Below are 19,375 nucleotides of genomic sequence, written 5' to 3' on the forward strand. Positions count from 1 at the left end.
ATGGATAAATTACAGGTATTGCAGTCCTTTGTCGGGAAAGAATTTACCGAATCGCCTTCTCCTTTTATGAGGTGGCTGAATCCTATCGTCATCTCTGCGGAAGAAGGCAGGATAGAATTTCAGTATACGGTAAGAACAGAATGGCTGAACCCGATGGGAAACCTTCATGGCGGTGTTACAGCAGCCATTATCGACGACGTTATCGGCGCAACCATGTTTTCCCTTAACGAAAAAACCTTTATCGTTACGGTAAATAACAGCATCGATTATTTTTCAGGTGCCAAAGAAAATGATAATATTGTAGCCGAAACGAAAATCATTAAAAGAGGAAAGCAGTTCATCAATGCACAGTGTGAAATCTGGAATGCAGATAAAACAAGATTAATTGCAAGAGGAACCTCTAATTTATTCAAAACCAACAGTTAAATGAAAAGAGTAGTTATTACGGGGCTGGGCGCGGTGACGCCTTTGGGAAACAATGTTGAAGAATTCTGGCGGAACAGCGTCAACGGTGTGAGCGGAGCCAACAGAATCACCCATTTTGATACCGAAAAATTTAAAGTGCATTTTGCATGTGAAGTTAAAAATTTTGATCCGAAAGTTCATCTGACGCATAATGAAATCAAACGGAGCGATTTATTTTCGCAATATGCCATGTACTCTACCGCGGAAGCCCTTAAAGATTCCGGGCTTGAACTGGAAAATATGGATCCGTTCGATACAGGAGTCATCTGGGGAACCGGACAGGGCGGCATGTGGACTTTTGAAAGTGAAGTGGTGGAGTTCACAAAAGGAGACGGCACCCCGAGATTTAATCCGTTTTTCGTCCCTAAGTTTATTGCCAATATGGCCTCCGGAATGATCTCTATGAAATTCGGTCTTCAGGGAATTAATTATACCACTATTTCTGCCTGTGCCACCGGAAACACAGCGATCATGGATGCTTTTAATTATATCAGATTAGGGAAAGCGAAAGTAATTGTCAGCGGCGGTTCTGAAGCAGCAGTTACCCCGGCTTCAGTCGGCGGTTTTTCTATTATGAAAGCAATGTCTACAAGAAATGATGATTTTGCTACTGCAAGCCGGCCTTATGATGCAGACCGGGACGGCTTTGTTATGGGAGAAGGTGCCGGGTCTCTGATTCTTGAGGAATATGAGCACGCCAAAGCAAGAGGAGCAAGAATCTATGCGGAATTGGTTGGAGCAGCCATGACGGCCGATGCATATCATATGACAGCACCGCATCCGGATGGAATCGGAGCCATCAAGGCAATGCAGCTGGCACTTGATGAAGCGGGAATCAATACAGAGGATATTGATTATATCAACCCACATGCGACTTCTACCCCAATGGGAGACCTGGTTGAGCTCAACGGGATCAACAAGTTATTTAAAGGAAGCAAAGGTTTGGACATCAGTGCCACAAAATCAATGACGGGCCACCTGCTCGGAGCCGCCGGAGCCGCCGAAGCCATTCTTTCGATCAAAGCCATTGAAAACGGAATTATTCCCCCAACGATCAACCTTCATAACATTGATGAAAATATCCCGAAAGACCTGAACATTGTTTTCGGAGAAGCTAAAGAAAAAAACATACAGTATGCTTTAAGCAATGCATTTGGTTTCGGTGGACATAACGCAACACTGGTCTTTAAGAAATTCAAGTAAGCAAAATATAATACATAAAAAGCAGTCTAAATGAATGCTTTTTATGTAGTTTATGAAAATATTTATAGTTGAATTAATCAGGATCCTGATCCGGAATAAAAAAATCATCCGCACCGTCTGTTATCGGGATATACAGCCGCTCCCATACTGTGCCTTCAGCCATATCCCAGCTGTGCCCTTTTCCCTCAAGGTCTTCCGCCAGAAGAATAATTCCCGGCTCAATCATAAATGTAGACCCATCCATTACTTTAAACCGTATATTTCCTTTTAAAGTAACCACATACTGCCTTCGTGGAGCGGGATGCTCATCTTTTTCCCACGCTTCCGTTGTATTACTGAGCCAAAATGCCGTTGTATTCATGTGCTTTAAGGTAGGGATTTTTCCTTTTTCAAAAGTACATGAGCCGTCAGGCGTATTGATCAACCGGATTGCAGGAATAAATCCTGATGTGTCTTCTGTATCGGTGTTCGTATGATTATTTTGTTTAATCTGTATGTCCATAGCATCTGTTCTGCAAGTATTACACCAAGACATGTACCTTTAATTAGGTTTTTTATTCATCATTTATAGTACATAAACTTCCATTTCCAATATGGTTTATATCCGGATTATCATGCAGGCACCTTTAAAGATCTGTTGCTTACCACATTTTTAAAAGCTGTGACCTTTATAAATTGACCCGTTGAATTTCAGTGTGTAATTGTGAAAACAAAAAAGCAGCCTGAACAAACCGGCTGCTTTTATTTTCTTATGCATTTTTACTATGCTTTTAACCATTCTGATTTTGACAGGTAATTCTGATCAGGGTAATAAATAAAAAGGCAGTTTCTTCCTTTTATGGTATTAATGATCGGCTGGGTAAGATCTCTCGGAACCGCAGGACAACCCCAGCTTCTCCCGATTCTCTTGTGCACTGCAGCAAAATCCTCACTTACGTAATCTGCTCCGTGCATCACAATTGCCCTTTTGTAAGCGGCATCATTAAAACCTTTATCCATTCCCAGCAATTTCAGAGAATATCCGTTGTCGCCGTTATACGTAGCATCCGTGATGTAAAACCCTAAGCTGCTCTGAAGCGAACTGTTGGTATTCGAAAAATTGGTTGCAAATTCTTCACCTGTGTTTTTCCCGTGGGCTACCAGTGAATTGAATAATACCTTTTTCTCTTCCGTGTCAATCACCCAAAGTCTCTTCGTATTGGAAGACATGGAAAAATCACATACCGTTAATAAATGAGCATCCTGATTAAGCAAACCAGCTTTCTTCAAATTTTCAAAACCTGTTAAGGCTTTAAAGAAAACTTCTTCGTTAAGTTCGTGCCCTTCTTCAAACGTAATGGATTTATACAATGCTTCTGATGAAGATCCTGTACCTGCTGCCTTTTCAGACTTCATGCCGGTTAATTTTTCAATCTTTTTTGTATTGTTTTCATTGGCTTCATTTCCCTTTTTAGGAGACAGATAAAATGAAGTCGTTACCATGTAGACAATACCTAATAAGCTATAAATTCCTTTCATTAAAATATTATGTTAAATACATTTCAGTCTGCAAATGTATAAAACATAACGGTGAACGCCATATAACTCTAAAAAATTTAACGCTATTTAAGAAACTTTAACTTACTGATTTTGTGATTTAAAACTCATTATTCATGTGTATCAGAAACAAATTCCAGACTGACGGAATTCATACAATACCGCATTCCCGTAGGCTTCGGGCCGTCATCAAAAACATGGCCGAGATGAGAGTCACATCTTTTACAGAGTACCTCTACCCGCTCCATTCCGTATGCCGTATCTCTCTTATAATATACGCCTTCTTTATCTGCTTCAAAAAAACTCGGCCATCCGCAGCTGCTTGAAAATTTTGAATCTGACCGGAACAAATGGTTTCCGCAGACGGCACAGTAATATTCCCCCAACTCATCAAACTCATTATATTTTCCGGTAAACGGACGTTCAGTTGCCGCTTCTCTTGAGATGGCATATAATTCAGGAGCCAATATTTTTTTCCATTCTTCGTTGGAAACATCCAGTTTCGTGTGATCTGTCCGGGAATAATATGGATTATTTTTTGCTTCGTTTTCCATGAGGTTTGCTTAATGAATTTTTTATCAGCTAAAATCAAACCATAATAGCTCCAAAGTCTTTAATTTTAATTATTTTTAAGTGATCTGTTTAAAACCGTGAGTCAGCAGGGCAATAATTTTTTGATTTTCAAAATCCTGCGGGTTTACTTCCGGATCCAGACCGGATGAATAAACGATTATGACGGATAATTGTATAATATAAATTTATTACCCATTGTGGTATACTGACGATATGAATGATGAAGCCAAAAAAAAACAGTTAAGAAAATATAAAGCCTTTGCCACGGGATTATTCCTTCTGATGGCCATTTTATTTATTATTACAACCATTCTGCAGAAGGATAACAACTCGCACTGGATCGGCTATGTCCGGGCCTTTTCTGAAGCCGCCATGGTTGGTGCCCTGGCAGACTGGTTTGCGGTAACCGCATTGTTCCGGCATCCGCTGGGCCTGCCGATCCCGCATACCAACCTGATAGAAAGCAGCAAGCAGCAGCTTGGTGATAACCTGGGCGGTTTCGTGGTAAGCAATTTTCTTTCCCCTCAGAATATCCGCCCGTATATCCAGAAGCTGAAAATCTCAAATTTTGTCGGCGAATGGCTAGGAAAAGAAAAAAACCAGGAAGTTCTGATGAAAAACCTTTCTGATATTGTCCTCGATATCCTGAATAAGCTGGACGATGCTGCCGTAAGCCTGTTCATCAGCAAAAAAGTATCTGAAATGACGGATGATATTAAACTTAACGCCATTGTCGGAAACGGAATCCATTATATCCTGGAAAAGAACGACCACCAGAGAATCATTACCAGCCTGTCTTCACAGATTAAGAATTATATTACCGAGAATGATGAAATGATCAAAGACCGTGTGAAAAAAGGCAGTTACACTTTTATTCCTTCTTTTGTCGAACATAAGATTGCCGATAAGATTGCCGGCGGCCTTGCCGATTTTTTCGGGGAAATTGAAGAAGACCCCGATCATGAACTCAGGAACCTCATCACCGGAAAGATTTATGAATTCTCCACAGATTTAAAAGAAGATTCGAAATGGGACCAGGAATTTAGAAACATTAAAAACGACCTTTTAAAAGCTGATAAATTAAATGAATATTCCAATGACATCTGGATCTCCATCAAGAAAACATTAACGGAAGAACTTCAGCAGGAGGATTCTTCATTAAAGAAATACCTTTCAAAAAACCTGGATGAGTTTTCAGAGAATTTAAAAACCAATGAAAGCCTCCAGCACAAGATTGACAACTGGGTCCGCGTCACCGCCTATAAGTATATTTTAAAGAACACGCATCAGTTCGGGAACCTCATCAGCTCTACGGTAGGCAACTGGCAGGGAAAAGAGCTCAGCGAAAAACTGGAACTGGAAGTCGGAAAAGACCTGCAGTTCATCCGGGTCAACGGAACCTTGGTCGGCGGGCTGGTCGGACTTATTATTTATACGATTTCTCACTTTTTTATTTAAAATCAAATCACTGAAACAACCATGAAAAAAATCTTCACTTTGCTCTTTTGTTTAAGCCAGGCTTTCTTTTTCTGTCAAAAAGTCGAGCTTAAGGAAGTTACCGATTCATCTCAGGTTTTTAAAGGGGAGATCAACGGCGTTCCCATCACTATGCAGCTGGATTACAGCGGAATTACAGACTGTCATCAGTATCAGCATTTTGTAGACGGATGGTATTATTATGATAAGTACAGGAAGAAAATCCCATTGACCGGAATTTACAGCCTGGGAGAGATTTACCTGTATAATTTCGGGGACCAGCAAAAGAAAAATTCAAAACTTTTTAAAGAAAAAATTGCCGAAAAAACCGTTAACCAGACAGATAATGTTGCAGAAAGCCTGAAGCCTAAAGAAACATTCATTTTCCCGGAACAGGATGCCGATAAAGATGTTTCGGGAACTTTCAGCACGGGAAATAAAAATCTGACGGCCAGGTTACTAACGAAAGACAGCAGGATCTACCGTTTCAATAATTACCTTATCCTTCCCGGCAACAAAAAGATCAATACGTATGATATCATCAATAAAGCCGGAGGCAACAAATTGATTTCCTACGCGTCAGATCATTCAGGAAACAGGGTTTTACTGTACTTTGAAGAAGTTTCAAATTTCAATTACTGCGGAATGTGCGGGGCGGGTGACGGAGAAAAGGGCTACCGGGTCTTATACTTTACCAAAGACTGGAACTATAAAAATTTTGACGAATACCTTACGGAAAGCTGCCTGGAAAATATAGAAGATACCAAGATGGCAAGAAATAAGGATTCTAAAATCCTGAATTTCAAGATCCAGAAGACATCAACATCTGCTGGCTATACACTAACGGTAGATGTAAAAAATGCTTCGGTGACAAAATCGAAATAGTAATCTACAGATAATATTACGATGGTAATGCCTGGTCATATCCATTTTTTTGAGGATTATATTCCTAAAGTTCAGTAATGATTTACCCTGGCAACCGGCCGGATCTTTTTAAAAGTTCCTTATTGATATCATTGATCAGTTCCGGGCCTTCATAGATAAAACCGGTGTACAGCTGAACCAGGCTGGCGCCGGCATCCAGTTTTTCCATGGCATCTTTGGCTGAATGAATTCCGCCTACGCCGATAATAGGGAATGCCCTATTGCTTTTGTCCGAAAGATATTGAATCATTTGAGTGCTCCTTTCACGAATCGGCTTTCCGCTTAACCCGCCGTTACCGATCTGTGCGAGGGCTTCAGGAGATGTTTTTAAGCCTTCCCGGTTAACCGATGTGTTTGAAACGATGACCCCGTCAATTTTTGTTTCAGCAATCAGGTCAACAATTTCATCCAGCTGGCGGTGATTTAAATCCGGAGCAATTTTTAATAAAACCGGCTTCTGAACCGTTTTGGTCTGGTTAATTTCCTGCACGGCCGTAATCAGCTCCCTCAGATACTCCACATCTTCCAGCTTGGCATGGCTACCCACGTTCGGGCAGCTTACATTCAGCACAAAATAATCTACATAAGGATGAAGTCCTTCAAAACACAGCAGGTAATCCTGCGTATAATTTTCGGGACCGGTGTCTGTATTTTTTCCGATGTTTCCGCCGATGATGATTTTCCCTTTATTGCCTTTCAGCTTTTCAATGGCAGTCTGCAGACCGTCATTATTGAATCCCATCCGGTTGATGATTCCGCCGTCTTCAATCAGCCGGAACAGTCTTTTCTTGGGATTTCCGGCCTGTGGTTTCGGGGTAACCGTTCCGATTTCCACGAATCCGAATCCAAGATCAGCCAGTTCATTAAATAAGACTGCATTTTTATCAAATCCTGCGGCCAGGCCTACCGGATTTTTAAACTTCAGTCCGAAAACTTCTCTTTCCAGCCGCTTGTCTTCTATGGGTTTCGGTAAAAACAATCGGGTAATAAAACCGAAATTCTTAAGCATCGAAAAGGTAAAGTGGTGAACTTCTTCGGGATCAAATTTGAAAAGGACCGGACGGATAAGCGATTTGTACATTGAAAAAAAGTTTTACAAAAATACTCATTTTAAAATTAATGGTTTCCTGATGTATGATATTTATTTACATGAATGAAAAACCAATGAATTGCTTCTTGAAATGGGCAATTGCATTTAATATTAACTAACAATATAAACTCAAATCGAAATTCAGGATATCCCCTACTCTTTTGAACTCCTCATTTATTACTGCATTCAGCGTAATTTTTTCATTGCTGATGGGATGATTAAAGACCAATCGGTGTGCATGGAGCATCATTTTCGTCATTCCGAAATTCTCCAGCCACAACTTGTTCTGTTTATTGCAGCCGTAACGGCGGCACCCTAGAATAGGATGGAGGATATGTTTAAAATGTTTTCTCAGCTGATGCATCCTCCCCGTTTCAAGCACAGCTTCCACCAGACAATATCGGGAAGTCTGATGCACCCCGAATGCCAGGTCTATTTCCGCAGTCTGTAAGAGTTGGTAACGGGTAATAGCATTCTGCCTGGTTCCGTCCTCATTGGTCAGATCATAATCGATGGTTTCTTCTTCTTTCGTCCAGCCCCGAAGAATGGCCAGATATTTCTTTTCAACCTGTCTTGCAGCAAACCGGTCACTCATGATTCTCAGGGTTTCTTTATCTAAAGTAAACAGCAGGATTCCTGAAGTTTTCCGGTCCAGGCGATGAACGGGGTATACAGATTGCCCGATCTGATTTTTTAATTCCCGGATCGCATAGGCATCCGCTTCTCCGGAATAAAAAGATTTATGAACCAGCAGTCCGTTGGGCTTATTGATGGCAATAAGATACTCGTCGCGATAAAGAATTTCTAACATGGGACAAAAGTAAAAATTTCCGGTTGATATTACAGTGAAGGTTCTATCTGCGTATCATTTTCCTAAACAATATTTAATTGATTTGCTGTTTTTCCAACGCAAAGATCTGCTTTTCTCTATGCTTTATTTCAAATGACGAAGAAGGAATGGAATGAGCAGGCAGATCTGATGAAATCCTGCGACAGCTTCGCGCAATAAACTTATTTGCCTTTACCTTCTCAAAATAAAATATAATGCACAAAATATTATATCAGATTTTTTATAATGATAGTTGCCTAACATACCTATAGAGATCCCCGTGGCTGATGATTACTTTCAAACTTCAGATGGATGTTGAAAAACGGCAGCATGCTGTTTTCAATTCTTCCGTTTTCTTTGCTGACTTCGCTTCCGTGGGTTCCGATATATTCTTCGGCCTCATGTTTGATCTTCATCATTTCCAGAGTTTTGCTGAAATCCATGCAGGTAGGCGGGATATGTCTGAATTCATCATTCCTTCCCCAGTCGAACTTTATCGCTTTTAATTTTCTAAGGTTTTTGTAATGTGAGAAAGGCAGTTCTGAAGTTGAATGGTTCTTCATTGCCTGCAGAACGGAAGCATCCGCTTTCAGCTGGTCATTTTCGAACGAGAAAGGGAAATCAGCATAGAAAGGGGGATTTTTTTCATTCCCGTTATAGGCTCTTGCGATGGCAATAATAATATTTGTCCTGGAGTTTTCAGGTTTTAAAAGATCCTCTGTTTTTTTGAGGGCATCTAAGTTTTTATACAGCTCAATCTCTGTCAGCGCAAAATACCGGGCATCCAGAACTCCGGGAGAAAGCGCATATACGGACGAAAAAACGTCAGGATAAAGGATAGCATTCCGTAAAGCTCCGTTTCCTCCCATAGAATGACCTGAGATCCCGCGGCTGTCTTTGTCAGCGATTGTTCTGTAGCGTTTATCGATAAAATCCACCAGTTCGATTGAAGTAAAATCCGACCAGCTTCCGGACGAATTTGAATTGGCATAAAAGCTTCCTTTAAAAACCGTGCTTTCATCCGGCATCACGACAATAACAGGCTTTATCTTTTGTAAATGAATAGCACGGTCGAAAATATGATTAATATGATCACTATTTACCAAGAGGCTATCGCTCCAGAAAAAGCCATGTAAGAAATAAATCACAGGATATCTTTTCGCAGATTTTTCATAATCCGGCGGAAGGTATACTGAAACTCTCCGTGTAGGATTTTCCCATGCTGTGTTCTGTAATGTTTTTGCTGTAATATAAGTGGTAACAACTTTTCCGGCAGGAATGGCCTGAGCTGACAAGAACTGAGTAAAAAGCAGAAGGGTAAAAAGTAAAAGACTGAATTTTCTCATTGTAATCTGTTGATTTTTACAAATATCGATAAATTACCTCAAATTGAGACAATATATCTATTAAACCTAACAGAGTTTGAAAACCATTAGGTTATGCCGCTCTTTATCAGTAGCCCTGATCGCAGCGGCATCCTTTTGCGAAGCAAAAGATATAGCGGAGAGCAGGTTCCCGGCTCCTAAAAAAATAATAGGTTAAAATTCGTTGTAGAATATCCGTTTTATTTATTTTCGCAAAAAAATTTCAATCATGAAAAAATTAATATTCGTGCTTTTCTGCAGCATTTTCCCTCTGGTATCTTTTGCTCAGCAATCCGACTCTTTGAGGCTGGGGAAATCCAACCGTGAGTTTTTCATCAAAGGGGATCAAAAATACAAATTCTCCGAATACAAAAAGGTTTTCACCAACCAGGAAGCGCTGGGCTACATGAAAAAGGCAAACACCAACAGTACGGTATCCCAGATCTTCGGAGCCATCGGCGGCGGTTTCATCGGCTTCGGTCTGGTTAAAGAAATTACAAAAAACAAAACGGTATATTATAACGGAGTGGCTGTGAAAGAAAAGCAATCCGGAGGCTGGGGATTAATAGGAATCGGACTGGGAGCTGTCGGGATCGGAATCCCTTTTGCCATAAGCGCTGATAAAAACTTAAAAAAAGCAATAGATACCCAGAATAAGGAACCTGGTGCTGATGAAGCGAAAGCAACTTCCTACAAGCTCGACATCCGCGGAAACAGCATCGGTCTCAGTTATAACTTTTAAAAATACAGAAAGGCAGTTTTTTAGCTGCTTTTTTTATTGAATGTCATGGAATTGGAATCCAAATTCCTATTTTTGCACTTCAGACGTTAAAAAAATTATGGCAAAGCAAGAAGATGTTTTCAAGAAAGTGATTTCTCACGCCAAGGAATACGGTTTTATTTTCCCTTCAAGTGAGATCTACGACGGTTTATCCGCTGTTTATGATTATGGACAAAACGGTGCCGAACTTAAAAATAATATCAAACAATACTGGTGGAAAGCGATGGTACAGCTGAACGAGAATATTGTGGGTATTGATTCGGCGATCCTGATGCACCCGACTATCTGGAAGGCATCGGGCCATGTAGATGCTTTCAACGATCCATTGATTGACAATAAAGATTCCAAGAAACGTTTCCGCGCAGACGTTTTGGTGGAAGACTACTGCTTAAAAATTGAAGATAAAGAAAACAAGGAGATTGAAAAAGCAGCGAAAAGATTCGGTGACGCTTTTGATAAAGCTCAGTTTGTGGCGACCAACCCGAAAATCCTGGAATACCGTTCAAAAAGGGAAGCCATCCTGGCAAGGCTGGCAAAATCCCTGGAAAATGAAAACCTTGCCGATGTAAAAGCTTTAATTGAAGAGCTTGAAATTGCGGATCCTGATACCGGTTCTAAAAACTGGACGGAAGTAAGGCAGTTCAACCTGATGTTCGGAACCAAATTAGGGGCTTCTGCAGATTCTGCGATGGACCTTTATTTAAGACCGGAAACGGCCCAGGGGATTTTCGTCAATTTCCTGAACGTACAGAAAACCTCGCGCCACAGACTTCCTTTCGGGATTGCCCAGATCGGAAAAGCATTCCGAAATGAGATCGTTGCGAGACAGTTCATCTTCAGGATGCGTGAATTCGAACAGATGGAAATGCAGTTCTTCGTAGCTCCGGGAACCGAGCTTGAATTTTACGAACAGTGGAAACAGAAGCGTTTGAACTGGCATTTGGCTCTAGGGTTAGGAAATGATAATTACAGGTTCCATGACCATGAAAAGCTGGCGCATTATGCCAATGCCGCGGCTGATATTGAGTTTAATTTCCCGTTCGGGTTCAAAGAACTGGAAGGCATTCACTCAAGAACCGATTTCGACTTAAAGGCGCATGAAGAATTCTCCGGAAGGAAGCTTCAGTTCTTCGATCCTGAGAGAAATGAAAATTATGTCCCTTATGTGGTGGAAACTTCGGTTGGCTTAGACCGCTTGTTCCTTGCTCTGTTCTCACACTGTTTAAGAGATGAAGTGCTGGAAGACGGTTCGGAAAGAACGGTTTTATCCTTACCTCCTGCTTTGGCACCGATTAAAGCTGCTATTCTTCCGTTAATGAAAAGAGACGGTCTGGCAGAATATGCAGAAAAAATCTTCAACGACCTGAAATACGATTTCAACTTATTCTACGAAGAAAAGGATGCCATCGGGAAACGCTACAGGAGACAGGATGCCATCGGAACCCCTTATTGTATCACCATTGACCACGATTCCCTTACCGACCATACGGTAACCATCAGGGACAGGGATACCATGCAGCAGGAAAGGGTGCCGGTTTCAGAGCTGAGACGAATCATCGACGAAAAGACGAATTTCAGAAATTTACTTTCTAAACTATAGATTAAAAGCCTTGAGAAATCAGGGCTTTTTGTTTTATACCATATCGGTTAATTCATTATTTTTGAAACTAAAATTTTACCATGAAAAAAATACTCTTACTGACATTCGGTTTCGTTTATGCCTTATGCTTTTCGCAGACTCAGGATCTGGCCACTTTAGCTGCCGGTGAACATGTGGGGATAATGCTTTATTTGACGAGCAAGACAATCTTTACGGATATGTTTCTCTATATTCTTACGGGAAATCAGGTGACAAAACAAAAAAATTCGAATACGTCATCTTAGATAAAAACCTCAATCCCGTCGCAAATAAAGAATTTGAAGGAGATATTACGGCAGGCTCCTACATGGGATATGTAGACTTCAGGAAAAAAGTAATTCTCCGTCCGAGTTCTTTGGATTATTCTAAAATAAAAATGAGTGAATTGTTTTCACCGCGTTCCATGGAAATCGATCTGACAAGCAATTCGATTCAGCAAAAAACCTATTACGACTATGACAACGGAACGTTTAAGGTAATCAATCAGCCTAAAAACTGGAAAGCAGCCCGCCAGGAAAACCGGGAAGAGAAAAAAGCGAAAGGCTATAATTACTACTCAACCGTTTTTGAAATCAAAGAAGGCGGTTTTCTAGCCATTGAACTCAACGACTACGGCAAATATGTCAACAATAATTCTTTAATAAAATTTGACGAAAACAAAAACGAAGTCTGGCGATACCGATACAACACCTCCGGTGACAAGAAAAATACCGAAGAACTTGCATTGCTGGAAAAAGATGACAAAAACATCTACTTTATCCGGCAGAAAAAAAACAGCGATACCAAGGAATTCACCTTGCTTGTTTTGGACATGAAAACAGGAAAGGAAGTAATAACGAAGCCTATTTCAGGGCTTTCGGACGATACGATTGACAACATCACGAATTTCTCTTCTACCACAAGAAGCCTGGATAACGATAAAACTTTTGATGATAAAATTGTTATGGTAGGAAGAAACTATGAAGATAAAAAAGGGGTAGGCTTTGCAAGGCTTGTCATTGATAAGAACACTTTTGATGTTAATACCCAAAAGATCAATTATATTCCAGATTTATCTTCTTACATTCCTAGAATCGATGCGCTGGGCTATGTTGAAAAAAGCTATCACCTCCAGCCACGGGACGTATTCTTCTTAAAAGACGGGAGTGTAGGCATTCTTCTTGAAAAATATAAAATAGATTTCAATTACGGAGTTCCTAAAACTACAGATCTGGTCTACATTTTTACAGATAAAGATTTTAAAGTAAAAGGAACAAAAATCTTTGCCAAAGAAAAGTCATTAACGACAAGCGATTATTTATTCTCACAATACATCAATAATGGAAATGATGTTGTTTTCTTTTACCGGGATTTACAAAAAGATAAAGAAACCAAAGAAAAAAACTGGAAATTATTTATCAATACGCTTATCAATGGAACATTTAAACAAGAGATCGTTCCTATTTCGGAAAAAGATTCTTATACCGTAATTCCTTATGTGGGTAAAGAAGGTTATATCCTTCTGAGGGAGTTTAATGAAAAAGAAAAATTTAACAAGATCCGCCTGGAAAGGCTTAATTATTAAGAATCGCTACAGTCTCCTGACCAAAGGTCAGGAGACTGTAGCTTTATAGTAATCGGCAATATTCTTTATTTCATCAAGGCTCAGGTTCCACATAAAGTTCAGGAACTGCCGGTAACTTTCACTTTGGTTTTTAGGATCTACCCTGTCAAGATACCGGTTTAAATTATAGCTTTTCCGGGCCTCATAAATTTTAGCAAAACATTTCCCGAGCCAGGCTTTGTAATAGGTTTCCTCTTCCCCATCCTGCAGAAACTGAAGGCTTGCATAAATACCGATTCCGTAATCTTCAGAATGATAGAAATTCGGTAATGTTTCTATTCTCGCGGTTTTCTCGAGAGCAGCATATGATGCCGTTGCTTTTTCATCAGCAGCTTCAGTTTTCAGTTCCGGAAATATATTCTTCAGATGATTAATCCTTAATATCATTTCAGGATGGGATTTCAATGAATCCTTATTAAACTTTTCTTTGAAGTGGTTATAATTATACAATGAAAAATCCTCTTTCTGCAGCCATTTCTCTTTAAACTCCTGTTTGGGAAGACTGAAATATTTTTTATAGGTTTCCACCTTCAGTTCCCGGGGTGAAATGGTGTCAAAATCTTCCAGCCTTTTCAGGGTATTGATGAACTCTGTTTTTTTGAACTCACTGTTTTTAAAAATACTGTATCCCAGGGAATCTGCCTGCATCTCCTGTTTCCTGTTTTCGGTTCCTTTCCTGTAAACCCTGTTTTTCAGTATGTCAAAAGCTCTCTGGTTACGGTTTTCCTTAGTCGACTTGATGTTCTGGATCACCATTCTGTCCATCTGGTCCTGGTCAATCATATCCAGGAAAGTTTTTGCGGTATGGTCTGAAATCTTATGCCCTAACTCATGGGAAATGACGGCTGCCAGCTGATCATCATTATTCAGCCAGTTAAAAAGCCCCATGTTGATTACAAAAGTACCGTCTGCAAAGCAGTAGGCGTTGGGGGTATTGTCTTTTGCAATGAGGATTTTCAGGTTTTCGGGAATCCGGGGATTATTTTTCCTTAAACGCGCAATCAGACTCTTTACCTGCACATCAAACACAGAATTAAAGACAAAGTCTTTATCTTTTACCTTCTTTTCAAATTCTTTAGAAAATTCCCTGTAAATTTTAGACAATTCATTTCCCCGTTTCCCCGGATAATCAGATTTGCTTTTTTTAATCAGATCTTCAGTATTCACCGAAAAGTTTTTAAGGAAGTCTCTTCGCTGTGCATAATCGGCCGTATCAATAGGCTCATACACCTGTCCGAAAGTAACAGCAAAGGCATACAGCAGGAAAAAGGATATTAGTTTTGTCATCATTTATATCAAATAATCACAAAAATAAATCATTTCATTTCATGTTTTCAAATTTATTTTAACTTTGTTACAGATGCTTTGCTATGATCCTACTTATTTATTTCCTGACGTTTATCGTTATCGCTGCGGCACTCTTTTATCTTTTGGGATATGGTTATCTTTTTAACGGGATTTCCAAAACCTACTTAAAAGGAAAAACCAGCGCGAATATTGATGACGGAAAATTTTTCACCCACAATATTATTGCCACAGGATCTCCAATGTCCTGGGACGAAGCCCCTGAATACAACAAAACCGAATTACCGAAACATATCATTGAAGATTTAATCCATTCCCATACTGCATCTTTTATTGTTGTTAAAAACGGGAAACTTGTTCATGAACAATACTGGAACGATTATCACCGGCAATCACAGACCAACTCATTTTCAATGGCAAAGGCTGTTACGGTAATGCTTCTGGGAAAGGCCATTGAGGAAGGAAAGATTAAAAGTATTGATGACAGATTTTCAGATTATTTTGAGGAATTCAATCACAGGGAATTTGCCCAAAACCTAACTTTAAAAAATCTGGCCCAGATGGAATCCGGCCTGGACTGGAACGAAGATTATAAAAATCCCTTTTTACCGAATGCAAAAGCCTATTACGGAAGAAGTCTGATCAAAGCAACTTTTTCAAGGAATTTCAAGGAAAACCCGGGCGAAAGATTTGAATACCAAAGCGGATCTACCCAGTTTTTAGGCTTTGCCGTAAGAAAAGCGGTGAATCAGTCACTGGCAAGCTATCTATCTGAAAAGTTCTGGGACCCGATGGGAATGGAACACAATGCTGCCTGGAGCACCGATAACAGCGGAATGGAAAAAACCTACTGCTGTATCCATTCTACGGCGAGAGATTTTGCCAGGCTCGGACAGCTATTTCTCAATGACGGAAAAGTTGGGGACAAACAGCTTCTGAACCTTGATTTTATCAACCAAATGCGGGCTCCGACAGAAAAATCCAAAGAAATCTACGGGATGGGATTCTGGATCAACCATGACAATCCGGTAAAGCATTATTATTTCCTCGGACTTCAGGGGCAGTATATCATTATGGTCCCTGAACACAATATGGTGATCGTAAGGACCGGCAGCTATAATAATCTACCGAAAAATGACAGGGGAAGGCCGGATCAGGTGAAATTCCTTGTGAATGAAACGGTAAAGCTGTTCCAGTAAGTATGTATGTATGTATGTATGTATGTATGTAAAGAAATAAATAATTTAATGGAACCTGAAATTCGCTTCCGTGAATGTGTTGTTCTTTAACAAGGCTTAATATTCTGGAGACATCTGCTTCCGCCCGAACGTATTTTCTCCGCTCATGCTTCCGAGCCGCACCTTATCCTTCCCGAATTTCTTATTCATGGCATCCATTGCCTTCATGACCGGCAAATGCAAGTTTTGGGTATCTTCTTCAAAAAGACTGATGAGACGCTGGTCTTCAGTAATAAAATACAATACAGTTGCGGTATACGCAAAGATCGCTATCATCTGAATTTTTGCCTCGGCAGATTAATTTCCTGCGCTTGGGGATAGGGCTTCCGTGAGGTCATGCTTACATCTTCCCTGATTTTCTGATGAATATGATACTGTTTTTCCTGATGATAAGCATACCTCGGATCAGGAATCATCGGCATCTTGGCCATTTTATGGATGGTGATGGTGGGAAAATGATAATCAATTTCCACAGTTCCCAGCAGCAGGTAACAGCCGCCGCCCTGAAAATCGTATTCCTTCAGGCTATCCGGGAAATGGGCAGTATCGAAATATTCTCCGTTTGCATCGATCCAAGTACCGAAATACATGGCTCCTTTTCTAGTAGGCACGTGTTTCCTGGAGATCAGATAGGCCAGCATCTTCACCTGGCGTTTATGGTGCTGCGGCAGGTCTTTTACGAATACGGAACCTCTGTATGAAGTCTGTAGTAAATCAAAAGGGCTGCAGGAAACCGGAAACCCAATAATCTCGATTTCATCAAAGGCATCTTCAAAAGGCTCTCTTTTTAACTCAGGCAGCATATAGGGCTGGAAAGGCTCATCAATCAGCACCATTCCCCTGCTTTCAGCTTTAAAGTTTACCATGAGCATCCTGGCTTCCACCAAAAGTTCATTTTTAGGCTTTCCGGTAAACCGGAAGGCCCCGATAAATATCAAGGTCTGCACGGTTTCAATACCGGCCGGGACACGCCTGATAAAATCTTCCAGTGACCGGTATTTCCCGTTATATCCCCGTTCTTCTATCATCCGTTGGATTGTTCCGGTATCCAGCCCCTGCATCAGGGCCAGCCCCAGATAAATATCCCGGCCATCGAGCACTGTCTGAAGTTCACTATTGTTCACACACGGTGCCTGAATGTTCGCGCCGGACATCCGGGCCTCATGAATATACACCTCAGTCCGGTAAAATCCGCCCTGGTTGTTGATCACCGAGACCATGAACTCCAGTGGGTAATAGACCTTCAGGTAAAGGCTTTGGTAGCTTTCCACGGCATAAGACGCAGAATGCGCCTTGCAGAAGGAATACCCGGCAAAGGATTCGATCTGCCGGAAAGCTTCTATGGTAAGTGCTTCAGAGTGTCCTCGCTCCTTACATTTTTTGAAGAAGTTGGCCTTAACTTCCTGCAGTTTTTGGATCGACCTTTCCTTTCCGCTCATCGCCCTGCGGAGGATATCACCGTCAGCCAGCGACACCCCCCCGAAATACTGCGCAATCTTAATAACATCTTCCTGATAAACCATAATTCCATAGGTCTCTTCGAGATTTTCTTTAAATACAGGATGGAAATACTCAAACTGATCCGGATGGTTATGCCTGAAAATATACTCCCGCATCATTCCGCTTTGTGCCACGCCGGGCCTGATGATGGAGGAAGCCGCCACCAGGATCCGGTAGTCTTCGCATTTCAGCCTTCTCAGAAGCCCGCGCATGGCGGGAGATTCAATATAAAAGCATCCGATGGTCCTGCCTGTCGCGAGGTATTCATTCGCCTTTGATTCGTTTTTGGACAGTGAAGTATCCCGAATATCGACGGTAATCCCTCTGGTTTTTTTGATCAGTTCAACGGTATCGTTAATTGTACCCAGCCCGCGCTGAGAAAGAATATCGAATTTTTCAAGCCCGATATCTTCGGCAGTATTCATATCGAATTGTACAATAGGAAATCCTTTAGGTGGCATTTCAAGTGCCGTAAAATGGGTAATCGGCTCCTCGGAAATCAGGATCCCGCAGGCATGCATACTCCGTTGGTTCGGGAATTTTTCCAGCATGGTGCCATAGCGGTGAACATGTTTTATGATAGAGTTCCGGTCATGGGTTTCTACCGGATGGTTGGCCAGGCTGTCGAGTTCTTCCTTAGGAAGCCCGAATACTTTGCCTACTTCCCGCAAGATCGATTTGTATTTAAACTTGACGTTGGTTCCGCAGAAGGCAACATGCTCTTTTCCGTACTTTTTAAAAATATATTCCAGAATGGTATCCCGGTTCTGCCAACTCCAGTCGATGTCAAAATCCGGCGGCGACTTACGGTTAAGGTTTAGGAACCGTTCAAAATAAAGATCGAGCTCCAGGGGACATATATCGGTAATACCCAGGCAGTAACTGACAATAGAATTGGCTCCGCTCCCTCTTCCTACATGCATTAGTCCCATACGGTTGCTGTAGCGGACAATATCCCAGGTGATGAGGAAATAAGAACAGAAGTTCCGGTCATCAATTACTTTCAGTTCCTGCTCTACCCTATCCTGCGCTTCTTTGTTTTGCAGGCCGTAGCGTTTTTCCAATCCCAGATAAGCCAGCCTGCGGAGCATTTTCAGATCAGAGGCTTTGGATCGCGTATAGTACTGCCTGTTACGAACTTTCTCGAAATCAAATTCAAAGCAGCACGCATCGAGAAGCTTTTGGGTGTTTTCAATAATTTCCGGATGGTACTGAAAGTCTCCGATGATCTCTTTTTCCCGTCTGAGGTATTCCGATTTCCGGCAGATATCCTGTTCCGAAAGCATGGACAACAGTGTATTTTTATCAATAGCCCTTAAGATCAGGTGCAGATTGTATTCTTTCTGGGAACTGAAGGTCACCGGCTGAAGGATCACCATTTTGGAACTATGTTTTTTTAGCTCAGGGCGTATCAGTAAGTTTAGTTCTTCTTCCCGGATTCCGATGTATTCATTGTGCTTTAGTACTGCCGGAATATTGTCCAGCGGGTAAATGACAAATACATTTTCAAAATCCGGAGCCGTTTCCGAAAGTTCTTCACCGTCGCAGTTATGAGCGGTAATCCTACGGTTTATTTCGCCAATCCCGGAAAATTCCCGCGCCATGGCGATATACAGCACCCTGTTTTCTTTCCTGACTTCCATTCCGGCAATGGGCTTAATGCCTGCCTCTTCGCATTGTTTCTTGAAATCATAGATGGCCGTAACCGTATTAATATCTGTAAGCACCAGTTGTTTGATGCCCAGACTTTTGGCTTTCTGTACAAGATCTTCTACGGACATGGTTCCGTAACGGAGGCTGTGGAAGGAATGGCAATTGAGATACATAGGAAGAATATTTTATAATAAAG

At 41.1% G+C, this 19,375-nt stretch carries 18 protein-coding genes; 9 read left to right on the top strand and 9 right to left on the bottom strand.

Annotation, left to right across the window (positions count from 1 at the left end; all coding sequences use genetic code 11):
• Complete coding sequence (locus H561_RS0114460; protein ID WP_027387668.1) at positions 1-426, top strand: PaaI family thioesterase; 426 nt, start codon at positions 1-3, stop codon at positions 424-426.
• Positions 427-1,668 (top strand): beta-ketoacyl-ACP synthase II, encoded by a 1,242-nt coding sequence (gene fabF / locus H561_RS0114465; protein WP_027387669.1) that lies wholly within the window; start codon positions 427-429, stop codon positions 1,666-1,668.
• Between the two features lie 73 nt (positions 1,669-1,741).
• Here the strand turns inward: fabF and H561_RS22545 are convergent, their stop codons facing one another.
• The 3 genes from H561_RS22545 to msrB form a co-directional block, all read right to left on the bottom strand.
• Positions 1,742-2,170, bottom strand: a complete 429-nt coding sequence (locus H561_RS22545) for a cupin domain-containing protein (RefSeq protein ID WP_051349398.1) — start codon at positions 2,168-2,170, stop codon at positions 1,742-1,744.
• Positions 2,171-2,430: 260 nt separating this feature from the next.
• Positions 2,431-3,186, bottom strand: a complete 756-nt coding sequence (locus H561_RS0114475; RefSeq protein ID WP_027387670.1) for a murein L,D-transpeptidase catalytic domain family protein — start codon at positions 3,184-3,186, stop codon at positions 2,431-2,433.
• A gap of 128 nt (positions 3,187-3,314) precedes the next feature.
• On the bottom strand, positions 3,315-3,758 hold the full coding sequence (gene msrB, locus H561_RS0114480; RefSeq protein ID WP_027387671.1) for a peptide-methionine (R)-S-oxide reductase MsrB: 444 nt from the start codon (positions 3,756-3,758) through the stop codon (positions 3,315-3,317).
• A gap of 232 nt (positions 3,759-3,990) precedes the next feature.
• On the opposite strand from msrB, the gene H561_RS0114485 reads away from it, so the two are divergent.
• Both H561_RS0114485 and H561_RS0114490 read left to right on the top strand, forming a co-directional pair.
• Positions 3,991-5,235, top strand: coding sequence for a DUF445 domain-containing protein (locus H561_RS0114485; protein WP_027387672.1), 1,245 nt, complete (start codon positions 3,991-3,993; stop codon positions 5,233-5,235).
• A gap of 21 nt (positions 5,236-5,256) precedes the next feature.
• Complete coding sequence (locus H561_RS0114490) at positions 5,257-6,138, top strand: hypothetical protein (RefSeq protein ID WP_027387673.1); 882 nt, start codon at positions 5,257-5,259, stop codon at positions 6,136-6,138.
• Positions 6,139-6,220: 82 nt separating this feature from the next.
• On the opposite strand, the gene H561_RS0114495 is transcribed toward H561_RS0114490, so the two are convergent.
• The 3 genes from H561_RS0114495 to H561_RS0114510 all read right to left on the bottom strand — a co-directional run bounded on the left by H561_RS0114495 (position 6,221) and on the right by H561_RS0114510 (position 9,442).
• A complete protein-coding gene (locus H561_RS0114495) occupies positions 6,221-7,258 on the bottom strand; it encodes a quinone-dependent dihydroorotate dehydrogenase (RefSeq protein WP_027387674.1) in 1,038 nt (345 codons plus the stop codon).
• Between the two features lie 124 nt (positions 7,259-7,382).
• Positions 7,383-8,078 carry a pseudouridine synthase gene (locus H561_RS0114505; RefSeq protein WP_027387675.1) on the bottom strand — a complete coding sequence of 232 codons (696 nt, stop codon included), beginning with the start codon at positions 8,076-8,078 and terminating at the stop codon, positions 7,383-7,385.
• 284 nt (positions 8,079-8,362) lie between these two features.
• Positions 8,363-9,442, bottom strand: a complete 1,080-nt coding sequence (locus H561_RS0114510) for an alpha/beta hydrolase (RefSeq protein ID WP_027387676.1) — start codon at positions 9,440-9,442, stop codon at positions 8,363-8,365.
• A 247-nt stretch (positions 9,443-9,689) separates the two neighbouring features.
• Between H561_RS0114510 and H561_RS0114515 the strand changes: the two genes are divergently transcribed.
• The 4 genes from H561_RS0114515 to H561_RS22550 all read left to right on the top strand — a co-directional run bounded on the left by H561_RS0114515 (position 9,690) and on the right by H561_RS22550 (position 13,444).
• Complete coding sequence (locus H561_RS0114515; RefSeq protein WP_027387677.1) at positions 9,690-10,202, top strand: hypothetical protein; 513 nt, start codon at positions 9,690-9,692, stop codon at positions 10,200-10,202.
• Positions 10,203-10,299: 97 nt separating this feature from the next.
• Positions 10,300-11,841: a glycine--tRNA ligase gene (locus H561_RS0114520; RefSeq protein WP_027387678.1), complete on the top strand. Its 1,542-nt coding sequence runs from the start codon at positions 10,300-10,302 to the stop codon at positions 11,839-11,841.
• A gap of 80 nt (positions 11,842-11,921) precedes the next feature.
• A complete protein-coding gene (locus tag H561_RS24315) occupies positions 11,922-12,125 on the top strand; it encodes a hypothetical protein (RefSeq protein WP_228372276.1) in 204 nt (67 codons plus the stop codon).
• Between the two features lie 62 nt (positions 12,126-12,187).
• Positions 12,188-13,444, top strand: a complete 1,257-nt coding sequence (locus H561_RS22550; RefSeq protein WP_228372277.1) for a hypothetical protein — start codon at positions 12,188-12,190, stop codon at positions 13,442-13,444.
• Between the two features lie 27 nt (positions 13,445-13,471).
• On the opposite strand, the gene H561_RS0114530 is transcribed toward H561_RS22550, so the two are convergent.
• A complete protein-coding gene (locus H561_RS0114530) occupies positions 13,472-14,770 on the bottom strand; it encodes a M48 family metallopeptidase (protein ID WP_027387679.1) in 1,299 nt (432 codons plus the stop codon).
• An 83-nt stretch (positions 14,771-14,853) separates the two neighbouring features.
• On the opposite strand from H561_RS0114530, the gene H561_RS0114535 reads away from it, so the two are divergent.
• Positions 14,854-15,987: a serine hydrolase domain-containing protein gene (locus H561_RS0114535; RefSeq protein WP_027387680.1), complete on the top strand. Its 1,134-nt coding sequence runs from the start codon at positions 14,854-14,856 to the stop codon at positions 15,985-15,987.
• Positions 15,988-16,083: 96 nt separating this feature from the next.
• On the opposite strand, the gene H561_RS0114540 is transcribed toward H561_RS0114535, so the two are convergent.
• Together H561_RS0114540 and H561_RS0114545 are read right to left on the bottom strand one after the other, a co-directional pair.
• Entirely contained in the window at positions 16,084-16,302 is a 219-nt protein-coding gene (locus H561_RS0114540; RefSeq protein WP_027387681.1) for a DUF4113 domain-containing protein, read from the bottom strand.
• The gene (locus H561_RS0114545) at positions 16,299-19,352 is read right to left on the bottom strand and encodes a DNA polymerase III subunit alpha (RefSeq protein ID WP_027387682.1); all 3,054 of its coding nucleotides are present in this window, start codon (positions 19,350-19,352) and stop codon (positions 16,299-16,301) included. The genes H561_RS0114540 and H561_RS0114545 overlap by 4 nt, the downstream gene beginning before the upstream one ends.
• Positions 19,353-19,375 lie beyond the last annotated feature (23 nt).

Origin of the sequence: Chryseobacterium gregarium DSM 19109, from assembly GCF_000430845.1 — a bacterium.
Taxonomy (GTDB): Bacteria; Bacteroidota; Bacteroidia; order Flavobacteriales; family Weeksellaceae; genus Chryseobacterium; species Chryseobacterium gregarium.

Bases quoted from the DNA above. Each gene is read 5' to 3' on its own strand.
- H561_RS0114520 (WP_027387678.1), top strand. From the start codon at position 10,300: ATGGCAAAGCAAGAAGATGTTTTCAAGAAAGTGATTTCTCACGCCAAG.
- H561_RS22550 (WP_228372277.1), top strand. From the start codon at position 12,188: ATGGGATATGTAGACTTCAGGAAAAAAGTAATTCTCCGTCCGAGTTCT.
- H561_RS22545 (WP_051349398.1), bottom strand. From the start codon at position 2,170: ATGGACATACAGATTAAACAAAATAATCATACGAACACCGATACAGAA.
- H561_RS0114545 (WP_027387682.1), bottom strand. From the start codon at position 19,352: ATGTATCTCAATTGCCATTCCTTCCACAGCCTCCGTTACGGAACCATG.
- H561_RS0114475 (WP_027387670.1), bottom strand. From the start codon at position 3,186: ATGAAAGGAATTTATAGCTTATTAGGTATTGTCTACATGGTAACGACT.
- H561_RS0114485 (WP_027387672.1), top strand. From the start codon at position 3,991: ATGAATGATGAAGCCAAAAAAAAACAGTTAAGAAAATATAAAGCCTTT.
- H561_RS0114460 (WP_027387668.1), top strand. From the start codon at position 1: ATGGATAAATTACAGGTATTGCAGTCCTTTGTCGGGAAAGAATTTACC.
- H561_RS24315 (WP_228372276.1), top strand. From the start codon at position 11,922: ATGAAAAAAATACTCTTACTGACATTCGGTTTCGTTTATGCCTTATGC.
- H561_RS0114530 (WP_027387679.1), bottom strand. From the start codon at position 14,770: ATGACAAAACTAATATCCTTTTTCCTGCTGTATGCCTTTGCTGTTACT.
- H561_RS0114505 (WP_027387675.1), bottom strand. From the start codon at position 8,078: ATGTTAGAAATTCTTTATCGCGACGAGTATCTTATTGCCATCAATAAG.
- H561_RS0114495 (WP_027387674.1), bottom strand. From the start codon at position 7,258: ATGTACAAATCGCTTATCCGTCCGGTCCTTTTCAAATTTGATCCCGAA.
- fabF (WP_027387669.1), top strand. From the start codon at position 427: ATGAAAAGAGTAGTTATTACGGGGCTGGGCGCGGTGACGCCTTTGGGA.
- H561_RS0114535 (WP_027387680.1), top strand. From the start codon at position 14,854: ATGATCCTACTTATTTATTTCCTGACGTTTATCGTTATCGCTGCGGCA.
- msrB (WP_027387671.1), bottom strand. From the start codon at position 3,758: ATGGAAAACGAAGCAAAAAATAATCCATATTATTCCCGGACAGATCAC.
- H561_RS0114515 (WP_027387677.1), top strand. From the start codon at position 9,690: ATGAAAAAATTAATATTCGTGCTTTTCTGCAGCATTTTCCCTCTGGTA.
- H561_RS0114510 (WP_027387676.1), bottom strand. From the start codon at position 9,442: ATGAGAAAATTCAGTCTTTTACTTTTTACCCTTCTGCTTTTTACTCAG.
- H561_RS0114540 (WP_027387681.1), bottom strand. From the start codon at position 16,302: ATGATAGCGATCTTTGCGTATACCGCAACTGTATTGTATTTTATTACT.
- H561_RS0114490 (WP_027387673.1), top strand. From the start codon at position 5,257: ATGAAAAAAATCTTCACTTTGCTCTTTTGTTTAAGCCAGGCTTTCTTT.